General features: G+C 61.9%; 22 protein-coding genes and 1 other RNA gene. 20 read left to right on the forward strand and 3 right to left on the reverse strand.

Annotated features, from left to right (window positions below; genetic code table 11):
- Positions 1 to 216 precede the first annotated feature (216 nt).
- The 8 genes from ASD83_RS00835 (at position 217) to ASD83_RS00870 (ending at position 5,483) form a co-directional block, all read left to right on the forward strand.
- Positions 217 to 1,122, forward strand: a complete 906-nt coding sequence (locus ASD83_RS00835) for a sulfurtransferase (RefSeq protein ID WP_056307042.1) — start codon at positions 217 to 219, stop codon at positions 1,120 to 1,122.
- A gap of 93 nt (positions 1,123 to 1,215) precedes the next feature.
- On the forward strand, positions 1,216 to 2,430 hold the full coding sequence (locus tag ASD83_RS00840) for a YeeE/YedE family protein (protein ID WP_056307044.1): 1,215 nt from the start codon (positions 1,216 to 1,218) through the stop codon (positions 2,428 to 2,430).
- Positions 2,427 to 2,804 (forward strand): hypothetical protein, encoded by a 378-nt coding sequence (locus ASD83_RS00845; RefSeq protein ID WP_056307046.1) that lies wholly within the window; start codon positions 2,427 to 2,429, stop codon positions 2,802 to 2,804. The genes ASD83_RS00840 and ASD83_RS00845 overlap by 4 nt, the downstream gene beginning before the upstream one ends.
- Positions 2,801 to 3,397, forward strand: coding sequence for a DUF6969 family protein (locus ASD83_RS00850; RefSeq protein WP_413813486.1), 597 nt, complete (start codon positions 2,801 to 2,803; stop codon positions 3,395 to 3,397). Before ASD83_RS00845 ends, ASD83_RS00850 begins: the two co-directional genes overlap by 4 nt.
- A 70-nt stretch (positions 3,398 to 3,467) precedes the next feature.
- Positions 3,468 to 3,845, forward strand: a complete 378-nt coding sequence (locus ASD83_RS00855; RefSeq protein ID WP_056309756.1) for a response regulator — start codon at positions 3,468 to 3,470, stop codon at positions 3,843 to 3,845.
- A 137-nt stretch (positions 3,846 to 3,982) separates the two neighbouring features.
- Positions 3,983 to 4,321 (forward strand): hypothetical protein, encoded by a 339-nt coding sequence (locus ASD83_RS00860; protein ID WP_056307050.1) that lies wholly within the window; start codon positions 3,983 to 3,985, stop codon positions 4,319 to 4,321.
- Complete coding sequence (locus ASD83_RS00865) at positions 4,318 to 4,647, forward strand: hypothetical protein (protein WP_056307052.1); 330 nt, start codon at positions 4,318 to 4,320, stop codon at positions 4,645 to 4,647. Before ASD83_RS00860 ends, ASD83_RS00865 begins: the two co-directional genes overlap by 4 nt.
- The gene (locus ASD83_RS00870; protein WP_056307054.1) at positions 4,647 to 5,483 is read left to right on the forward strand and encodes an alpha/beta fold hydrolase; all 837 of its coding nucleotides are present in this window, start codon (positions 4,647 to 4,649) and stop codon (positions 5,481 to 5,483) included. The genes ASD83_RS00865 and ASD83_RS00870 overlap by 1 nt, the downstream gene beginning before the upstream one ends.
- Positions 5,484 to 5,571: 88 nt before the next feature.
- Here the strand turns inward: ASD83_RS00870 and ASD83_RS21085 are convergent, their stop codons facing one another.
- Positions 5,572 to 6,021 (reverse strand): host attachment protein, encoded by a 450-nt coding sequence (locus tag ASD83_RS21085; protein WP_056307056.1) that lies wholly within the window; start codon positions 6,019 to 6,021, stop codon positions 5,572 to 5,574.
- Positions 6,022 to 6,211: 190 nt separating this feature from the next.
- Between ASD83_RS21085 and rarD the strand changes: the two genes are divergently transcribed.
- A complete protein-coding gene (rarD, locus tag ASD83_RS00880; RefSeq protein ID WP_056307058.1) occupies positions 6,212 to 7,156 on the forward strand; it encodes an EamA family transporter RarD in 945 nt (314 codons plus the stop codon).
- Here rarD and ASD83_RS00885 read toward each other — a convergent pair.
- On the reverse strand, positions 7,128 to 8,036 hold the full coding sequence (locus ASD83_RS00885; RefSeq protein ID WP_156385670.1) for a hydrogen peroxide-inducible genes activator: 909 nt from the start codon (positions 8,034 to 8,036) through the stop codon (positions 7,128 to 7,130). The genes rarD and ASD83_RS00885 overlap by 29 nt on opposite strands.
- A 95-nt stretch (positions 8,037 to 8,131) precedes the next feature.
- Between ASD83_RS00885 and katG the strand changes: the two genes are divergently transcribed.
- From katG to ASD83_RS00930, 11 genes are all read left to right on the forward strand, one after another.
- Positions 8,132 to 10,330 carry a catalase/peroxidase HPI gene (katG, locus tag ASD83_RS00890; protein ID WP_056307062.1) on the forward strand — a complete coding sequence of 733 codons (2,199 nt, stop codon included), beginning with the start codon at positions 8,132 to 8,134 and terminating at the stop codon, positions 10,328 to 10,330.
- A 171-nt stretch (positions 10,331 to 10,501) separates the two neighbouring features.
- Complete coding sequence (locus ASD83_RS00895) at positions 10,502 to 11,647, forward strand: DUF2336 domain-containing protein (protein ID WP_056307064.1); 1,146 nt, start codon at positions 10,502 to 10,504, stop codon at positions 11,645 to 11,647.
- Between the two features lie 306 nt (positions 11,648 to 11,953).
- Complete coding sequence (locus tag ASD83_RS00900) at positions 11,954 to 12,904, forward strand: ArsR/SmtB family transcription factor (RefSeq protein ID WP_156385671.1); 951 nt, start codon at positions 11,954 to 11,956, stop codon at positions 12,902 to 12,904.
- Between the two features lie 4 nt (positions 12,905 to 12,908).
- Positions 12,909 to 13,805, forward strand: a complete 897-nt coding sequence (metF, locus tag ASD83_RS00905) for a methylenetetrahydrofolate reductase [NAD(P)H] (RefSeq protein ID WP_056307066.1) — start codon at positions 12,909 to 12,911, stop codon at positions 13,803 to 13,805.
- A gap of 127 nt (positions 13,806 to 13,932) precedes the next feature.
- Positions 13,933 to 14,703 (forward strand): hypothetical protein, encoded by a 771-nt coding sequence (locus ASD83_RS00910; protein WP_056307067.1) that lies wholly within the window; start codon positions 13,933 to 13,935, stop codon positions 14,701 to 14,703.
- 115 nt (positions 14,704 to 14,818) lie between these two features.
- Entirely contained in the window at positions 14,819 to 15,565 is a 747-nt protein-coding gene (locus ASD83_RS00915) for a J domain-containing protein (RefSeq protein WP_056309759.1), read from the forward strand.
- A gap of 45 nt (positions 15,566 to 15,610) precedes the next feature.
- An RNA gene (gene rnpB, locus ASD83_RS08735) (RNase P RNA component class A) lies at positions 15,611 to 15,998 on the forward strand.
- A gap of 186 nt (positions 15,999 to 16,184) precedes the next feature.
- Entirely contained in the window at positions 16,185 to 16,331 is a 147-nt protein-coding gene (locus ASD83_RS20825) for a hypothetical protein (protein WP_156385672.1), read from the forward strand.
- Between the two features lie 199 nt (positions 16,332 to 16,530).
- Positions 16,531 to 16,710, forward strand: coding sequence for a hypothetical protein (locus tag ASD83_RS00920; protein WP_056307069.1), 180 nt, complete (start codon positions 16,531 to 16,533; stop codon positions 16,708 to 16,710).
- 187 nt (positions 16,711 to 16,897) lie between these two features.
- Entirely contained in the window at positions 16,898 to 17,998 is a 1,101-nt protein-coding gene (locus ASD83_RS00925; protein WP_056307071.1) for a carboxynorspermidine decarboxylase, read from the forward strand.
- Positions 17,999 to 18,043: 45 nt separating this feature from the next.
- Positions 18,044 to 19,324, forward strand: a complete 1,281-nt coding sequence (locus tag ASD83_RS00930; RefSeq protein WP_056307073.1) for a saccharopine dehydrogenase family protein — start codon at positions 18,044 to 18,046, stop codon at positions 19,322 to 19,324.
- A gap of 90 nt (positions 19,325 to 19,414) precedes the next feature.
- Here ASD83_RS00930 and ASD83_RS00935 read toward each other — a convergent pair whose 3' ends face one another.
- Positions 19,415 to 20,449 carry a histidine kinase dimerization/phosphoacceptor domain -containing protein gene (locus ASD83_RS00935; protein ID WP_056307075.1) on the reverse strand — a complete coding sequence of 345 codons (1,035 nt, stop codon included), beginning with the start codon at positions 20,447 to 20,449 and terminating at the stop codon, positions 19,415 to 19,417.

Raw genomic sequence — 20,449 nt, forward strand, 5'->3', positions numbered from 1 at the left:
GGTGTCGGTAGCTAGATCGTTCTTAGGCCGACCTAGAAGCCAGCGCGCAAAGGTCTGCTTGCCAGCGGGTGGTCGCGGGCATGTGAGTAGTCCTTCCTATTGAAGGGTTCTCCCGTGAAAATCCATTCTTGAGCGTTCGGTTGATTTGGTTCTCCGCGCTTCGATTTCTCTACCCATTCCGTATAGATTTACCCCAATTCGTTTTGGAGGATTGCCATGCGTTTCGCATCGTTTGCCGCCGCCGCTGCTTTTGTTGTTGCGGCTCCCGTTTTTGCCTTTGCGGCTGATGTCACCCCGCTCGTGACCGCCGAATGGCTGAAGGCGCATGCCGGGGACGAGAATGTCGCCATCATCGATATTCGTGACAAGATCGATGAAACGGACCTCGGCGATCTGCCTTTCATCGCCAATGCGGCCGTGGCTCCTTATGCCAGCGCCGGCTGGCGTACCGAGGTTGATGGCGTTCCCGGCCAAATTCCGGCCGTTGAGCAGATCGCGGCGCTGATCGGCAGCCTTGGCGTTGATGCCGACGACCATGTGGTCATTGTTCCCTGGGGCACGGACTCCTCCGAATTCGGTGGCGCGACCCGCGTCTACTGGACCTTCAAATATCTCGGCCACGACGCCGTTTCGATCCTCGATGGCGGTTGGCGCCAGTATGATGCCGTGGGCGGCGAACGCGTTGCCGAAGCGGCCGTTCCGGTTGCGGCAGAATTCCCGGTCAATGTGCGTCCCGAACTCCGCGCCACGACGCCTGATGTCGAAGCCGCGCTCGCTGCCGGCACCAAGCTCGTTGATGGTCGTCCGGAAGAGCAATATCTCGGTCAGTCGAAGAGCCCGGTGGTTCGCATCGAAGGCACAATTCCCGGCGCCGTGAACATTCCGCATTCCAAGCTCTACAGCGCCGAATATGCCAGCTTCGCGCTGCCTGAAACGGTCGCAGCGCTTGCAAAGGGCGTTGGCCTTGCCGAAGGCGAAAAGAACATCGTCTTCTGCAATACCGGCCACTGGGCTTCCATCGCCTGGTTCGCGCTCCACGAAGTGGGCGGCAACGCCAATACCGCCATGTATGACGGCTCGATGGCCGAATGGGCTGCCGATCCGGCTCGTCCGATCCAGTAAGCTCGCGGCCTGTCATTGACGTAAGGGATTTTGGATGTTGCGCCGCAAGGCTGCAGCATCCAAACCTTTTAGAACTTCTGCAATTTGAGAATCATGAGCGATATTTCCGCACCAGCGCCAAAATTCCTGCCGCCTGCAGTGGTCGATAGGGCGCCACTTTTCGTCGCTGCCGCCATGTTGCTGGCCGGCTTTGCTTTCATCACCTGGCAGGTCGACCTGCGGCAAGGCACGCTGTTCCTGATCGGCGGCGGGCTCGGCGTGGCGCTTTATCACGGCTCGTTCGGTTTTACCGGCGGCTGGAAGCGCATGGTGGTCGAAAAACGCGGTCGCGGCATGCGGGCGCAGATGCTGACCATCGGCGTTGCGGCGCTGGCGATGATCCCGCTGGTGGCGGCGGGCAATATTGGCGGGCAGGCCATGGTTGGTGCCATGGCGCCGGTTGGGGTTTCCGTCCTGCTGGGTGCGGCCATCTTTGGCCTTGGTATGCAACTGGGCGGCGGCTGCGGCTCGGGCACGCTGTTCACCGTCGGTGGCGGATCGGCACGCATGCTGGTGACGCTGGTGTTTTTCATCATCGGCGCGGTTGTTGGCACGGCGCATCTGCCGTTTTGGCTGTTGCAGCCCGCTTTGCCCGCGATGAGTCTTGGTGCCGAACTCGGCGTCGGCTTTGCCATTGCGGCGACCGTCGCGGGACTTGCCGCCGTGGCGCTGATCACCGCGATCATCGAGAAGCGCGTGCACGGCAATATCGAGCCTGAACCGGCTCCGGCGCGGCAGGGTTGGACCTGGATACTCTATGGCCCATGGCCGCTGGTCGGGGCAGGGTTGATGCTGGCCCTTCTCAATATCGCCACGCTTCTGCTTGCGGGTCACCCCTGGTCGATCACCTATGGTTTCGGTCTCTGGGGCGCCAAGATCGCCTCGGCGGTCGGTATTCCGGTCGCGAGTTGGGAATTCTGGACCTGGCCGGCTCAGGCTCAGGCGCTGAATTCGAGCGTCCTGGCCGACTCGGTCTCCGTGATGGATTTTGGTCTGGTGCTCGGCGCGGCCGCGGCTGCGGCCATCGCCGGCAAGTTTGCGCCGAAGGCTGCTTTGCCGCTCGGCTCGCTGCTGGCGGCCGTCATTGGCGGCCTCCTGATGGGATATGGCGCGCGTCTTTCGTTTGGCTGCAATATCGGGGCGCTGTTTTCTGGCATTGCGACCGGCAGCCTTCATGGCTGGCTTTGGTTTGCCGCAGCCTTTGTCGGTTCTTTCGCGGGCGTCTGGCTGCGTCCCTTCTTCGGTCTTGATGGGTTCGCCAAGAAATGAGCGCGCGCAACACTCTGCTTTTTGGTGCCGCGCTCGCTGTCACCACCGCCGCCATCGCTTATGATCATGTGACCAATCCGGTGCCGCCGCGTCCGACCGCGCAGGCTGCCGCTGCCTCGGGTTCGGCGCCTTGCGCTGCCGGCGCGGTTCCATGTGCCGCGGGGGCGCCGGTTGCGCCATGCGCCGCGGGTGCTCCGGCGAAGGCCGCGCCCCCGCCACCACCCGCCAAGCTGCCGGAACAGAAGGCGCCGCCACCTCCACCTCCAGCACAGCGTCCGGCTGAAGCGGCTCCAGCAAAGGCCGCTCCGCCTGTGCCGCCACTTTCGAAGCCCGCCGGGCAGGAAGCGCCCGATCTGGTGGTGGACAGCGTCTGATGTCCACGGCCCGAGAACACGCTCTCAATGAAATCGCCTTTTGCGAGACTATTCTCGCCAAGGGCGGTCTCAACGTTCTGAGCGATACGTTTCGCGGCGTTGCCGATATCGAGGCCTGGGAACACTATCCCCCGGGCGATGTCTTTGATCCCGCCAGCAATGCGCAGTGGTTTTATCATTGCCATCCGGCGAGCGAAGGCTCGGCCGAGCACGGTCATTTCCACTGCTTCCTGCGCCCCGATGGTCCCGATGGCGCCATTCACCACCTTGTTGCCATCGGCGTCGATGCGCATGGGCGGCTACTGCGGCTTTTTACGGTCAATCAGTGGGTGGTGGGCGACGACTGGGCCGATGCGGACAAGACGATAGGCCTCATCAACCGCTTCGATATGCAGATGCCGTCGCCGTCCTATTTGGTCAATCGTTGGCTTACCGCTATCTTTGTGGCTTATGAGAGCGAAATCGCCGCGTTGATCCGTGCCCGCGACGCTGCGCTCGCCGCCCATATCCCGCCCGCCGGCATTCTGGCACGGGAGGATCGGGGGCTTGAAATTACGTCGGAATTCGCGATCACATTGCTTTCGGGGAGTTGAGCAGGACGGCATCTGCTGATTAATTTCAGCTTGGCAGGAGTCGGTTGGCGATAGTGTGGAGGAGCGGCCTTTGACCAAGTTTACCGGAAGCCGCGTCTTCGTGGTCGAGGACGAAACACTCGTTCTGTTCGGGCTTGAGGACGTGCTTTCCGACCTCGGCTGCGAAGTGGTGGGCCAGGCAATGCGCCTTGAACAGGCCATCACCATGGCGGAAGCGCTTGGCGCCGTGGATGTCGCGATCCTTGACGTCAATATCGGTGGCACCACGGTTTTCCCCGTGGCGCAGATATTGAAAGAGCGCGGCGTGCCGCTGATTTTTGCGACCGGCTATGGCCGCGCGGGGCTGCCGCCCGAGTGGCAAAGTTATGCCGTGATCGTCAAACCCTATTCCGTGCAGGATATCGAGCGTGCATTGACCCCGCTTCTCGCGGATTACACGAGCAAATAGGCCGCTGCCCCAAGAGATCGGCCTTTACCATCACCTTCAAAGCGCAATAATACACATTGGGTTTGCTACGATTTCTGCCATAAGCTTGGTGTCCGGGGCCCTCGGGCCTTTGGTTATCTGGCGTTCTGGGGGAATGCATGAAGATTCTGATCACGGGGGCGATGCTGGCAGTCAGCCTTGCCCTCGCGGCTCCGGCATTGGCGGCTTCGGGCCAATGCTCGTTGACGGGTTACGACGCGTTTGCGTGCGACGTGGAGACCGATGGCGGCGGACTGACCTTCGCCTTGCCCGACGGCCGGACCTTCGCCTTTGCTCTTATCGGAGAAAATGAAGGCCTCGGCTATTTGATTGGCGCCGATGTCGCGCCCGGCCAGATTCCTGACGAGCTTGGCGCCTTTGCGCCGCTCCCGGATGAGCCGGGTTGCTGGCAGGCGGAGCAGGGTGACATCAGGTTCTGCGCCCTGGTCTTCGAATGAACGCGGCCCGCGCCACTTTCGCCCTATTGCTGGCCATGCTGATGGTGGTGCCGGCGGTGGCGAAGGAAGCGCGGTGCTTCACTTCTGACGACGGCGAATATTCGTGCGATTTTCAGCGGCTCGACGAGGCCGGCAGCTTCCGCATTTCGGCGGCGGGCAAGCCGACCTTCGAGCTGTGGATCGAGGCAGACGGGCAGGGCTTTGTCAGCGCCATCTACGAAGAGGGCGGACGGGGTGTGGCGTTGCCGGGAACCTATTTCAGGGCCAAGAAAGACCGGGCCTGCTGGAAGAGTGACGCGACTGAAACGGAAATTTGCGCGTGGTAATGGACGAATTCACGATTGATATCGACGGCGCCAGCCTGACCGGCGTCGAAATGGGCGATGGCCTGCCGGTCGTCTTCCTGCATGCTGGCGTCTGCGACCACCGCATGTGGCACGACCAGATGCGGCTTGCTGCCGATAATGGCTGGCATGCTATCGCCTATGATCGGCGCGGCTATGGCGATGCGGAAAGCCCCGATGAGCCCTTCAGCCATCTCGACGATCTGGAAGCCATTCTCGACGCCTTCGATATTCACGCGGCAATCTTTGTCGGCTGCTCGATGGGCGGTGGGCTGGCGATCGACTTCGCCTTGAGCCATCCCGGCCGCGTCATTGGCCTCGTCTTGATCGGCACTTCTGTTACCGGCGCGCCGTGGAGCGCGACGGCCGAGGAGAGCGCCATCGAAATGGCCGAAGAAGACGCCTGGGAGCGTGGCGATCTGGACCTTCTCAACAAGGTGCAGGCGCATGAATGGCTCGATGGTCCGCGGGCTCAGAGCGGCCGCGTCAGTGGTTCAGTGCGCGAACTGTTTCTCGATATGAATGCCAAGGCGCTGGCAAAGCCCGAACTCACGCAGGAAGAGCCGCGCTCCGACGCCTGGAGCCGCGTGGACGCCGTTACTGCGCCAACCATGCTGATCGTGGGCGAAGAGGATTTTTCCGCGCTCATCGAGCGGCATGAGCATCTGTCGGAAACCATGCCCAATTCCTTCGCCGCCGTCGTTGAAGGCGTGGCGCATATTCCCAGCATCGAGCGGCCCGATCTCATCAACCGGATGCTGGAGGAATTCCTCGATGCGCTGGCGGGTGAGGATTTAGAGCCGGATGACGACGAATAGCCGGAGGCTGCGAAACTGATTCCGGGTTTCGATTTAAGCCATTGAAAATAAAGATCGGCCGGAGCGTATGCCGCTCCGGCCGATTTGCTTAAACGGCGATGATGCCGTCGAGGTGCTTGTCGATGCTGGGGGTCGGCAAATTGGTCAGATCCTTGTCGAGCTCGGCGACAACGGCTTTCTTCACATGGTCGGACAGCGCCTTGCGCAGATTGCCCAGGGCGATCGGCGCGGCGGCGATAACCAGCCTGTCGAAGGCGCCTTCCAGGACCTTCTTGTCGAGGACTGCGGCGACCGAACGCACGAATTCAGCTTCGCGGTGTTGTGCCGGGTCGGTCTTGGGCTCCATGGCAGAGCGGGCAGAGCCTCCCGAAGAGTGGCCGCGCCCAGGGCGGTCGGTATCGATGTCCTTGCTCTGGAGCGGCTCGATGGACCAATCCAGTCCTTTCACGGTCGCGAGCCCTTTTCCGGGCCCGGTGTTTTCCAGCACTCGCGCCTGAGTGCCGTCCGCGATCAAGATCCAGGTGACGGTCTTTTTCATCTGCTGCTCCTGCAAGTTTGGTCTGGCTGGAACCCGGTGTTGCGTGGCTCCGTGAGGCCAAACGTCCAACATCCTGAAAGGTTGGCCTTTTCGATCAGCATTGCAAGACAAAGCGATCACAAACTCTGATTGGCCGGTTAGGGCCCCGGCTGATAGTGCTGGCCAGCACCCCGTGGTGCGGAGCTCTTCCATGACCTTGCCCGAACAGGCGCCCAGCGCTGTCGCGCCTGCACCATCCTCGTTGTCAGCCGACCCCACCCATACCCGCAATGGCGTCATTGCCGCGCTCGTAGCCTATCTCCTCTGGGGCTTTTTGCCGATCCTGTTCCACCTGCTCGAATCCGCGGGCTCGGTGCTGATCGTCGCCGAGCGGACACTGTTCTCGCTGGTTTTTCTCACCGGTATCCTGGCGTTCGGCGCAGGCTTCAAGGAGGCGCGCGCCCTTCTCAGCGACTGGAGGAAGCTGCGTGTCGTGGCGCTCTCGACGGCACTGCTGGTCGTCAACTGGCTGATCTATGTCTGGGCCGTGGAATCGGGGCAGGTGCTAGAGGCCAGCTTTGGCTATTTCATCAATCCGCTGATCAACGTCGCCATCGGCATGATCTTCCTGGGCGAGCGCCAGAACCGGCTGCAGACCATCTCCATTGCCATTGCTGTGGTTGCCATTGCGATTCAGGCGGTCGGTCTTGGTAGCGTCCCCTATGTCGCGCTGAGCCTCGCGCTCTCTTTCGGCTTTTACGGCTTCTTCCGCAAGACCGCTCCATCGGGGCCGGCCACGGGCCTTTTTGCCGAAACTGTCATCGCCTCGCCTTTCGCCCTTGCCTATGTAGCCTTCGACCTTGCGACGCGCGGCATTGGCCCGCATGCCGATCCGCAGACCATGCTCCTGCTTGTCCTGACGGGACCAGCGACTGCCGTGCCGCTGCTGCTCTTTGCCTATGCCGTCCGCCGCTTGCGGCTGACCACTATCGGCATGTTCCAATATCTGGCGCCGTCCATCCAGTTTCTCCTCGCCGTCTTCCTCTTCGGGGAAGAACTCAACGGCATGCGCCTCTTCAGTTTCGTGCTGATCTGGCTATCGCTGGTGGTTTTTTCGTACGACAGCTTTAGGCAACGCAGCCTGGCGCGGGCCTAGTCGCGCGGATCACGCGCGCGATCTCCTCAAAAGTCTGGCCGAGCGGCGTCGCCTCGCGCCAGACGAGTGCAAGATGGCGGCCGGCGCGCGGATCGTCCAGTTGATGTACGGCGATGCGGGGATCGCTGGCTTCCTTGCGCAGCGCGATTTGCGGTAGCAGCGTCACGCCCTGCCCATTGGCGACGAATTCCACAATGGTTGAAAGCGACGTTGCGGCAAAGGTGCGGGATGACCGTTCGCCCTCTAGCCGGCAGGCGGAAATGGTCTGATCGCGAAAGCAATGCCCCTCGTCGAGCAACAGGATGCGTTCCGGTTCGAGCGCCGCCAGCGACACGGGTTCCGCCGTCAGTTCGTCGCGTGGCGTCGCCAGCACGAACGGGTCTTCGAAAAGCGGCGATACCACCAGTTTCGGTCCGCCTGCAGGCGGTTCCGAGGCGATGAGCGCTATGTCGAGGCTTCCGTCGGCGAGGCTTTCGAGCATGGCCTCGGTCCGGCTTTCGCTGATGGCGAATTTGAGCGCCGGCAATTGCCGGGTCAAAGCGGGGAAAATATCGGGCAACAGATAAGGCGCGACGGTGGGGATCAGGCCGAAACGGATGGGCCGGTTCGGCTTGCCGGCATTTCGCATGGCAAAATCATCTAGCGCTTCCGATGCTGCCACGGCTGGCCGGGCCAGCTCCATGAAATCCCGGCCGAATGGAGTCAGTCGCACTCCGGTTTTCAGCCGATCAAAGATTGTCGCGCCGCACAGCGTTTCGAGCACCTGGATTTGCTGGGACAAGGCCGGCTGCGATACGGCGCACTCGTCGGCCGCCTGGCCGAAGTGTCCGGTCCGGGCGACGGCGAGGGCGTAGCGCATTTGTCTGAGCGTGATTGTCACGATAATTTCTTCCTATCGGTGGAGAAAGAATTATCGATTGGCCTAATGGTTGTCACCTCAATATAACGCGCGTCAGCAGCAAAGGAGCCCCACATATGACTGATACGACGAATGCCCCTCAGGGCGAGGCTCCGGCCGGCAAGTGCCCGGTAGACCATGGCAGCAGCACCAAGGTACGTGGCAATAGCGACTGGTGGCCCAAGCAGCTGCGCGTCGATCTGCTGAACCGGCATTCGGCCAAATCGAACCCGCTCGATTCCGGCTTCAACTATCGGGAAGCGTTCAAGAAGCTGGATTACGCGGCGCTCAAGAACGACCTGCGCAAGCTGATGACCGATTCGCAGGACTGGTGGCCGGCCGATTTCGGTCACTATGGCCCGCAATTCGTCCGCATGGCCTGGCACAGCGCCGGCACCTATCGCCTGAGCGATGGCCGTGGTGGCGGCGGTCGCGGGCAGCAGCGCTTTGCCCCGCTCAACAGCTGGCCCGACAACGTCAATATCGATAAATCGCGCCGCCTCCTGTGGCCGATCAAGCAGAAATACGGCCAGAGCATTTCCTGGGCCGACCTGATGATTCTCGCCGGCAATGTCGCGCTCGAGACCATGGGCTTCCGCACCTTTGGCTTTGCCGGTGGCCGCGAAGACACGTGGGAGCCGGATGAAGACGTCAACTGGGGCACCGAGACCGAGTGGCTGACCCACCGTCCGCTCGAGAAATTCGACCGCGGCCTGGGCGCTACCGAAATGGGCCTCATCTACGTCAATCCCGAGGGACCGGGCGCCAATGGCGATCCGCTTTCGGCGGCAAAATTCATCCGCGAAACTTTCAAGCGCATGGCGATGAATGACGAGGAAACCGTTGCCCTGATCGGCGGCGGCCACACCTTCGGCAAGACCCATGGCGCTTCGGCCGAATCGCACAAGGGCGACAATCCGGAGGCCGCAGACCTCTCTGAGCAGGGCTTTGGCTGGACCAGCTCTTATGGCAAGGGCCACGGCGCCGACACCATCGGCAGCGGCCTCGAAGTCACCTGGACCCAGACCCCGGCGCAGTGGAGCAACCTCTTCTTCGAGAACCTCTTCAAGTTCGAATGGGTGCAGACGCGCAGCCCGGCCGGTGCGATCCAGTGGGAAGCCAAGGATGCCGACGCGGTCATCCCGGATGCTCACGATGCCAGCAAGAAGCACCGCCCGACGATGCTGACCACGGATCTGTCGCTGCGCTTCGACCCGATCTACGAACAGATTTCGCGCCGTTTCCTCGAAGACCCGCAGGCTTTTGCCGAGGCCTTCGCCCGTGCATGGTTCAAGCTGACCCATCGCGATGTTGGCCCACGTGCGCGCTATCTCGGCCCCGAAGTGCCGAAGGAAGAGCTGATCTGGCAGGATCCCGTGCCGGCTGTCACCGGTACTCTCGTCGATGCTGCTGACATTGCCGAGCTCAAGCAGAAGGTTCTGGCTTCGGGCCTGACGGTTTCCGATCTCGTTGGTACCGCCTGGGCCTCGGCCTCGACCTTCCGCGGTGGCGACAAGCGGGGCGGCGCCAATGGTGCCCGCATTCGTCTTGCGCCGCAGAAGGATTGGGCGGTCAACCAGCCGCTCGAACTTGGCCGGGTGCTCGAAGCGCTCGAAATCGTCCGCACCGAGTTCAACCAGAACGCTCGTGGCGGCAAGCAGATTTCGCTCGCCGACCTGATCGTGCTGGCCGGCAATGCCGGTATCGAACAGGCCGCGCGCGTTGCGGGACACGATGTGACCGTGCCCTTCACCCCGGGCCGTACCGATGCGAGTGCCGAGCAGACCGACGCAGCCAGCTTCGATTATCTCGAACCGCCCGCCGATGGTTTCCGCAACTACGAGAACCCGGCTTTGGCCGTTCCCGCCGAGGTCGTGCTGCTCGATCGTGCGCAGCTTCTGACGCTGACGGCGCCCGAACTGACCGTGCTGCTGGGTGGCCTCCGCGCCATCAACATCAATGTCGGTGGCTCCGAGCATGGCGTCTTCACCAAGCGTCCGGGGGTGTTGTCGAACGACTTCTTCGTCAACCTCCTCGACATGAGCACGCAGTGGAAGGCGACTTCGGAGGCCAAGACGCTCTATGAAGGCACCGACCGCCGGACTGGCGAGGTCAAGTGGACCGCAACGCGCGTCGATCTGGTCTTCGGCTCCAATTCGGTGCTGCGTGCGCTTGCCGAAGTCTATGCCGGTGCCGATGCCCAGACCAAGTTCGTCACTGATTTCGTTGACGCCTGGACCAAGGTCATGAACGCAGACAGGTTCGATCTGCTCTAGTTTTCGACAGCGAGAAAATATCGTGGGCCTCGGGGGAAATCTCCGGGGCCTTTTTGTTGGCGCTATGGATCAGGCAATTTGAATCAATTACCCCCCATTGCCTTCAGCACTCCCAAGCGACTCTGCGGGCACCTTCACTCCATCTATGCGGCATCCCGCCCGGAGAATATTATGAGTGAATTCGATGAAGGCCGCCGAGCATTCGCGAGCTTTCGTGTGCTGAATGGCGAAGATAGCCATTCGGAGCGGGATCAACTGTTCCGCAACATGGCCAAACTGTTCAGCTTCGTGTCCGACCGGTGCGACGATGAGCAGGTCGTCCAGTATGACGAGGCGCTTTGCCTCCTCGCCGAACTGGTCGAGGTCGAAGCCCGCGCCCATGTCGCCAAAATTCTCGCGCCGCTGCAACGGGCGCCCGGCACGGTGGTGGTCAAGCTTGCCAATGACGACATCGAGGTCGCCCGGCCGCTGCTGGAATTCTCCAATGTGCTCAGCGATGACGACCTGATCGACATCATCGAAAAGCAGTCCGAAGCGCATCGCGTCGCCATCGCCGGCCGCGCCACGGTTACTGAGCGCGTAGGCGAGGCCATCGTCGAGCACGGCGATTCCTCGTCGGTCATCAAATTCGTCCGCAATGCCAATGCCGAGATCGGCCGCACCACGCTCGAAAAGCTCGTGGCCCGCGCCAGCCAGGACGCGGCTATTGCCGAGGACTTGCGCAATCGCGCTGAAATCGACTGGAAATCGCTGCGTGGCGAAATCGACTCTGTTGCCGACAGGGTGATGGAGACGCTTGGCGAGGTCGATGGCCGCTTCGATCCAGTCACCGCCGGCAAGGTCAATGCTGTCGTCTACAAGCGCATGCGCAACCGCGCCGGTTTCAACGCGCAGGAGTGGAAGGTCGCCTATAATCAGGTCCGCGCCTTGACCGACCGCAAGCAGCTCGACGATCGTGCGCTCGCCCGCTTTGCCCGCTTCGGCTATGGCCACCATGCGGCAGCCGCCATCGCGGTCATGCTACGCGTCGCCCCCGAAATCGTGGTGAAGTGGCTCGCCAGCCAGGATTATGCAGCCGTTACCGTTGCGTTACGCGCCTCAGGGCTGCAATCCGATCTCTTCGGCGCCATTGCCTCGACCTTGCCTTGGCGCGACCTGCCCACGCAGGGCCACCAAGACATGATGGTCAACCGCTTCGAAGCGCTCGATGAAGAAGAAGCGCGCAATATCTTCGAGCTATGGCGGGCTCATTCCTTCCGCCGCCGCAGTGCAGCCGCGAGTGCTCACATGCACGAGCCGCAGGCGATGACCGCGTAACTTTCGAGCGCCGCGGCAATCCCTCCCATCCTCCCCCATCAAGGGGGAGGTGTCGTATTGAGTTTTGAGGCAGTATTTTGCCAAATCCACAGTCTTCAACCGAATTCGCATAGCAAATTCGGTGACACCTCCCCCTTGATGGGCTCCGACCTGTCCCGAAGGTCAAATCGCTCTAGCGGAGCGATTTGACGTGAGGAGGCCGGGAGGGGGTGTTCGGCAAGCACATGTTCCCAACCCTCAAAAACCACTGGACCTCGCCCTTCGTCTAGATATAAAGATATCTTTATATCTTTCGCGAGGCAGAGCGTGTCGGAACTGGTCGGTGTATTGAAGGCAGCAGGGGAGAGCACGCGTTTGCGGCTCCTGGCGCTGCTCGCCGATGGCGATCATTCGGTCAAGGATCTTACCGAGATCCTCGATCAGAGCCAACCCCGCGTTTCCCGCCACCTCAAGCTCTTGGCCGATGCCGGCCTGATCCAGCGCCACGCCGAGGGCGCCTGGGCGTATTATGGTCTGGCACCACACGGCCACGGCGCAGAATTGGCCCGCTGGCTCGTCGCCCGTATCGATCATAACAATCCCGAACGCCAGCGCGATCGTGACCGGCAGGCCGCCGCGCTTGCGGCGCAGCAGGCTATGGCCACCGCCTATTTCGCCAAGGTCGCCGAAAGCTGGGACCTGCTCAAAACCCTCCATGTGCCTGAAGAGGCCGTCGAAGCCGCGCTGCTCGAAACCCTCAATAATCGCGTCGTCGATCTCCTCGTCGACCTCGGCACCGGCACCGGCCGCATGCTTGAACTGCTGGCGCCCACCTATAAGCGGGCCATCGGCGTCGATTCGAGCCGCGAAATGCTTGCCGTCGCGCGCTCGCGCCTCGCGGCCGCCGGTCTCAACCAGGCCCAGGTGCGCCTCGGCGATATCGCCGCGCTCGACAATGCCATTGGCCTTGCCGATGTCGTGGTGATCCACCAGGTGCTGCATTATTTCGACGATCCCGGCCGAATGCTGGGGCAGGCGCGACGCCTGCTCAAAAGCGGTGGCGAAATCCTGATCGTGGATTTTGCGCCGCACGCGCTCGAATTCCTGCGCACCGAGCATGCCCATCGCCGGCTTGGTCTATCGCAGGAGCAGATGACGGGCTGGGCGGAAGCGGCCGGACTGCATGTGCAGTCCATGCGCGAATTCCCCAGCAAGAACAAGGATGGCGGGCTGACGGTATGCCTCTGGCGCCTCAGCGACCGCACAAAGACGGAATAGACCCATGATCGACGACGACCTCCGCGCCAGTCGCCTGACCGCCGACAAGCGCCCCGAGCTGCAGATTTCTTTCGAATTCTTCCCGCCCAAGACCGATGCGATGGAAGAAAAATTCTGGGAATCGATCGGCAAGCTCGCTCCATTGAAGCCGCGCTTCGTTTCCGTGACCTATGGGGCAGGGGGCTCGACCCGCGAACGCACCCTGCGCATGGTGCGCCACATCACGTCGGACACTGGCGTGCCGGCCGCCGCGCATCTCACCTGCGTCGGCGCTTCGAAGGGTGAAATCGACGAGGTCGTTCGCGGCTTTGCCGAGGTCGGCGTGAAGAGCATCGTTGCGCTGCGTGGCGATCCGCCGGAAGGCATCGGCCAGCCCTTTTCGCCGCATCCACAGGGTTATCAGAACGCCGCCGATCTTGTGGCCGGCATCCGCAAGCTCGGCGATTTCGACATTTCAGTCGCCGCCTATCCCGAAAAGCATCCGCAAAGCGCGAGCTGGGATGAGGATATCGACAACCTCAAGCGCAAGATCGACGCCGGTGCCGACCGCGCTATTACGCAGATGTTCTTCCGCAATTCGGACTATCTGCGGTTCGTCGAGCGTGCCCGCAAGGCCGGCGTTTCCGCGCCGATCGTGCCGGGTATCCAGCCGATCCACTCGTTCAAGCAGATTTCTGGGTTTGCGGCCCGCTGTGGCGCCTCGATTCCCGATTGGCTGGCCGAGCGCTTTTCCGGTTTGGAAAACGACCCGGATACGCATGCACTGGTCGCTGCGGCGGTCGCTGCCGAGCAGGTGACCGAACTCCTCGACGAAGGCGTCACAGAATTCCATTTCTATACGCTCAACCGCTCGAATCTGGTGCTCGCACTGGCGCGTTTGCTGGGCCGCCGGCCGGACTAGAACGGCGTTCAGGTCACGTTCAGCTTGGTGGCTGCAAGACTATTTGAACTTATGGTTCATAAAATGGCCACCAAGTTCGCCTTGAAGGGCGGATCATTTGCGACGCAAAGCGGAGCCGACTAGACCTATGAAGATGGATCGTCGCCTGACCAATGGCCTTGCCTGGGCCGGGGCGCTACTCGTCATTGGCATTCCTGCTGCCGATTATCTCACTGGCGCCTTTGCCGGCACGCCCAGCGTGGCGGTCATCGACGCGGCACCCGTTGCCGCGGAGGCCGCCCCCGTTGCGCCGCCGACCGCGCCCAAGCCCGCAGCGGCCGAAGCGCCAAAACCCGCCGGCAAGCCGCAGGCTGTCGCCAGCACGTCGGACGCCGTTTCCGCATTCGAGCAATCGGGAAAGCCCTTGCCGAGCTACATTACCGGCGGCGATAGCCCGGCGATTGCTACGCCGGCCAAGCCCGTACCCGAGCGCCCTGCGCAACAGCCGGCTCCGGCTGTGGCGACGCCGGTCCCTGCGGTCGCAATCCCGGCTCCGGCCGAGCAGGTTGCCGCCCTTCCGGCTAAAACGGCCCCAATGCCGATGCCGCTTTCCATGCGCCCGCAGCCCGTCAGCGTTCCCCTGGCCACGAACCAGCCGCTGATCATCAATCAGCCGGCAACCGCGCCGGTCGTGCCGATGCAGCAGCCCAACGATATCGTCACCTCCGAAGATCTCGACGATTGGGAATCGGGTCCGCTCAACGAGTTCCTTGCTCGCCGCGGCCAGCAGAGCAGCGCCACCTACCGGGTGCAGCAGAATACCCCGGCTTACGACAGCAATGGCTTCTGGCTCGACGAAGGCCCACGCAACCAGCGCTATCCGCAGAGCGACGACGACGTCTACTACACGCCATTCTGATCAGCGAAGGGCGGGCGGCTCCCATGCGCGGGAGGGCATGGACCCAGGCGCAATGCCCGGATAATCTCTGCGCCCTACCATTTATGCTCATTCGATCGGCATGAGGGCCAAGCAGATGTTGTGCTGCGTACGCAAAGCGGAAGAAAATCGCGATGTCTGGCAGAAGCTCTCGAGCTTCCTCGGCTCGTTCTCGCGCCGCACCGGCGTCGCGGGCCATATAGCCAATATCCTCGACCCCGACACCTGGCTGCCCGGCGGCCGCGAGGCTGCCTTTACGCTCGCCCTGATCGCCCTGTCGGCCAAAATGGCCATGGCCGATGGCGCCGTGACGGCCTCTGAGGTCCGCGCGTTCAACGCGACCGTGGAAATCACCAAGGGCCAGGAGCCCCAGGTGGAACGCCTGTTCAATCTCGCCAAGCAGGACGTCGCCGGTTACGAGGCCTATGCCCGCAAAGTGGCCCGATTCTTCGCCGATACGCCTGAGACGCTCGAACATGTGCTCGATGGCCTGTTCTTCATCGCCACAGCCGATGGGCTCGTGCACGAGGCCGAACTCGACTACCTGCGCTCCGTCAGCACCATCTTCGGCTTCGACGAAGTGCGCTTCGAGCAGATCGCATCGCAGCATGTCATGCTCGAAGAAGGCGTCGACCCCTATGTGGTTCTCGGCCTGTCGCACGAAGCGCCGCCTGAGGAAGTGCGCCGCGTCTATCGCCTGCTCGTTGCCGAGCACCATCCCGACCGCCTGATCGCCAAGGGCGTGCCCGAGGAACTGATCGATGTGGCCACCGCCCGTATGGCGGCGATCAACCTCGCCTACCAGGCCATCACCAAGCCGCGCCCCCAGCCGCTCCTTACCTGATCTTCGCGCTTGACGCGGGGCAGGGTGCGCCCCTACATCGGCGCGCCAGTTGACCGGGTGACCGCGGGCAGTAGGGTAACCTGCTGCCGGAGGAAAGTCCGGGCTCCTTCGAAACACGGTGACGGCTAACGGCCGCCGGGGGCGACCCCAGGGAAAGTGCCACAGAAAGCAAACCGCCCCGGCTTGCCGGGGTAAGGGTGAAAGGGTGCGGTAAGAGCGCACCGGGTGCCTGGCAACAGGGACCGCACGGCAAACCCCACCGGGAGCAAGACCAAATAGGGATGACGCGGGGTTTCGGCCCCAGCCTGTTTTGAGGCCAGATCATCCGGGTTGGTTGCACGAGCGTCCTGGTAACAGGCGCCTCAGATGAATGGTCACCACGTCGCGCTTCGGCGCGGCCCTACAGAACCCGGCTTATAGGTCAACTGGCGTTAACCTCTTCATGGAGTTGACACAATTCCGCCTGCGCAGCGCCGCAAGCCTGACGGCTGGTTAATGTACATTGCGGCTACATTACGATAAGTTCATGATTTCATTGAGAGATTTTACAGCAACGCAATGTTGCGGCAATCCTGGGGTGGTTATGTTGTCTCGTCAACAACACACGGAGACACTCCAAATGAAGAAGATCGTTGCTCTCGCTATCGCCTCGCTCATGGTTGCCGGCGTTGCCACCCCGTCCTTCGCCGCTTCGGCAGACCACTGCGCGTTCAAGGACAAGTCCCTCTGCGTCACCGAATCGCTGGTTAGCGTCAACAACAGCTAAGCGGCTCGGCCTCCGGGCCTCGTCATGAGACCCTCGGGCTCTCGCCTGAGTGTCTGGCACCATCCGCCGACGGCTCAATCAGTGGTCAAACATGACTGCGTGATCTGAGCCGTCGCGGCTTATTTGGCCTTTTGCGGGAACGCTCAGGCAAGGTGGCACTACTAGAAGCCACGGTATTTCGTATCTAGGAGATTTCTTGATGAAAGCCATTTTTGCCAGCGTTGTCGCTGCCCTGCTCATTTCCGTGACCGCAGCGCCCAGCTTTGCCGCATCCACGACCGATCCCAACGATTGCGTGTTCAAGGATGTTTCGCTCTGCACGAACGAGAGCATCTCTCCGCTCGCCAATGACGCGCCTCCGGCGATAATCTGGTCCTGATGCTGCCCATTAGTGCGACTTTGCACTGAAGTTTGAGCCCTTGGACCGTCCGTCCTGGGGCTTTTCCTTTTTCTGGCATAGGTGATGCGCGACGCCACGCTCTTGCGCGCTCCCCCTCATGGCTTTAAGGCGAACCCTTCACTTTCCGCCGTAGACCGGCGGCACACGCTGTAGGAGTTCGAGCGCGATGCCTCTGGCCACACCGTATTACCTGATCGACGAAACTGCGCTCGATCGGAATCTGGCTCGTATCGACCAGCTTCGGGCGCAGTCGGGCGCCAAATGCCTGCTAGCGCTAAAATGCTTTGCCACGTGGTCGGCCTTCGCGCAGATGGCCCCGCATATGGATGGCACCACCTCCTCGTCACTTAACGAGGTCAAACTCGGCCGCGAAAAATTCGGCGGCGAGACGCATGCCTATTCCGTCGCGTGGTCGGATGGCGAGATCGACGAAGCGATCGCCAATGCCGACAAGATCATCTTCAACTCCGTTGGCCAGCTTGAGCGCTATGCGGCCAAGGCTACGCATCTGCCCATCGGGTTGCGGGTCAATCCCGGCGTTAGCCATTCCCATTTCGATCTGGCCGATCCCGCCCGCCCCTTCAGCCGCCTCGGCGAATGGGATCTGGCGCGCGTCGAAGCCGTCATGGATCGCGTCTCGGGCTTCATGCTGCATTGCAATTGCGAGAACGACTCGCTCGAAGCCCTTTCGGCATTGCTCGATCAGTTCGAAACCAAGCTTGGCCATCTGCTGGAGCGCCTCGATTGGGTCAGCCTCGGCGGCGGCATCCACTTCACCAAGCCGGGCTATCCCATCGATGGTCTTGCCGCGCGCCTAAAAGCCTTTGCTGAGCGCTTTGGCGTGCAGGTTTATCTTGAACCTGGCGATACCGCGGTTACCGACACGACCACGCTCGAAGTCAGCGTTCTCGACATCGTTGAAAACGGCAAAGCCGTTGCCATCGTGGACAGCGCCGTCGAAGCGCATATGCTCGATCTTCTGGTCTACCGCCAAAGCGCGGCCGTAGCGCCGAACGCCGGCCCGCATCGCTATTTCATCGCCGGCAAATCGTGCCTCGCGGGCGATGTGTTCGGGGAATTCGACTTTCCAGCGCCTTTGGGCGTTGGAAGTCGCATATCGCTGCTCAATGCGGGCGGCTATACGATGGTGAAGAAGAACTGGTTCAACGGCGTCGCCATGCCCGGTATCGCCATCCGTCGAAAAAGCGGTGAAATCGAACTCGTGCGCGCGTTCGATTACGCCGATTACGTCTCCAGCCTCTCCTGATCCCGGCTGGGCAATGTCCACCACCAAGAAGGTGTTTCGTGCCAATTGAAAAAGAACATTCTGATCATCGGTGCCGGAGGTGTCGCGCAGGTCGCAGCTGCTAAGGCTGCCATGCACAATGATGTCCTCGGTGACATCAACATCGCTTCCCGCACCGTCGAAAAATGCGAATCCATCATCGCCGGCATTCTTGAGCGCAAAGTGCTCAAGCGGCCTGGGCTCATCGCCGCTCATCGGCTCGACGCCATGGATGTCGAAGCCACAAAAACCCTGATCCGGCGCACCAAGAGCCAGATCGTCCTCAATGCCGGTTCGGCCTTTCTCAACATGTCGGTGCTGCGCGCCTGCATCGAGACCGGCGCTGCCTATATCGACACCGCCATCCACGAAGACCCGTCCAAGGTCTGCGAGCAGCCGCCTTGGTATGGCAATTACGAGTGGAAGCATCGCGAGGAATGCGAGCGCAAGGGCATCACGGCCGTTCTCGGTGCCGGCTTCGATCCGGGCGTCGTCAATGCCTATGCGGCTCTGGCATCCCAGCATTATTTCGACCGGATCGATTCCATCGACATCATCGATGTGAACGCGGGCAGCCATGGCCGCTATTTCGCGACCAATTTCGATCCCGAGATCAATTTCCGCGAATTCACCGGCACGGTCTGGAGCTGGCAGAACAGCCAGTGGACCGCCAACGAAATGTTCGAGGTCAGCCGCACCGACGATCTGCCGGTCGTTGGTTCGCACAAGACCTATCTCACCGGCCATGACGAGGTGCATTCGCTCTCGGCCAATCTCGGCGTGCCCGATATCCGCTTCTGGATGGGCTTTGGCGAGCACTACATCAATGTGTTCACCGTGCTCAAAAATCTCGGCCTCCTCTCCGAAAAGCCGGTTCTCACTGCCGAAGGGCAGGAGGTCGTGCCGCTAAAAGTCGTGAAGGCCGTGCTGCCGGACCCGGCATCGTTGGCACCTGACTATGCGGGAAAAACCTTCATCGGTAATCTGATCAAGGGCATGCGCAACGGCGCCGAGGCCGAGATGTTGATCTACAACATCTGCGACCACGAAGAGACCTTTGCCGAAACCGGCAGCCAGGCGATTTCCTATACGGCGGGCGTGCCTGCCGTGGCGGCGGCCATGCTGATCGCTAGGGGTGAGTGGGATTGCCACCACATGGCCAATATCGAGGAACTGCCGCCGGTGCCGTTCCTCGGGCTTCTCGAAGGCATGGGCCTGCCGACGCGCCTCCGCGACGCCCAGGGCGATCGCAGTTTTGCGGGCGAGAAGCTGCCGGAACAGAAGAAAGCACGCCTCGGGGCATCCTGAGGCAACGACGGCGTCTGCCGTCGCCCCCTCCCATCCTCCCCCATCAAGGGGGAGGATGGGAGGGGGTGGGGCCACGAACACAGCTGCCATCTAAGCGCTGAACGTCACCCGCACGCGCGTTCCTGCACCCTCGGCCTCGTAGCTCACATTTGCCCCGAGCGAGTGCGCCATTGCCTTGACGATGCGACTGCCAAGGCCGGTGCCCTGTGGCTTGCCTGTGCCGCCCCAGCCGATGCCATCGTCCTCGACCCGCAGCTCCAGCTGATCATCGCGCCGGGCAAGGAAGATGCGGACCTCGCCGGCTTCGCGGCCGGTGTAGGCATATTTGAGGGCGTTGGTCACAAGCTCGATCAGCATGACGCCGAGCGAAGCCACTTTTTCGGTCGCGAGCTGCAGGGGCTCAACGCTCACCTTGAGGCTCGCCGTCTGACCTTCGAGTTGCACCGATGTTTCGAGTTCGCCCACTAGCGAACTGATATAGTCGGCGACCTGAACCGAGCGGACATCTTCCGACGTGTAGAGGTGGCGATGGACGCCGGCGATGGCGTGAATGCGCGCCTGCGTTTCCGCCAGCGCACTTTTGGCTTCGGCGTCGGTCACGGCATTGGCCTGCAAGCCGACCAGTGCCGCCACCATGGCCAGCGAATTGGCGACACGGTGATTGACTTCGCCCAGCAGCATTTCGGCGCGTTCTCGCGCCTCCAGCGTTTCGCGCTCGGCCTTGGTCTTGGCGCGGTTGAGGCGCACTCGCTCGATGGCATGCTCGATTGCGGTCAGGAGCAGTTCCATGAACTCCTCGGACAGCGTCTTGGGCACATAGTCGGTGGCGCCGGCCTTCAGCGCCGACACGGCCACGGCCGTTTCGGCCGAGCCTGTCACATAGACGACTGTCGGCTTTTCCTCGAATTCGCTGAGAGCTTCGAGCACATCGAGACCCGTGCCGGTCGGCAGATAGTGGTCGAGCACCACCACATCGATGCCGCCCTTGCGGATCAGCTCAAGCCCTTCTTCGCCGCTATTGACGTGATCATAGAGATAGCCACGGCGCAGCATGGCTTTCTCGACCAGGCGCGCAAGGCCCGGGTCATCGTCAATGTAGAGCACATGCGGCGTGCGATTGGGCAT

This window comes from Devosia sp. Root685, from assembly GCF_001427875.1.
GTDB lineage: Bacteria > Pseudomonadota > Alphaproteobacteria > Rhizobiales > Devosiaceae > Devosia.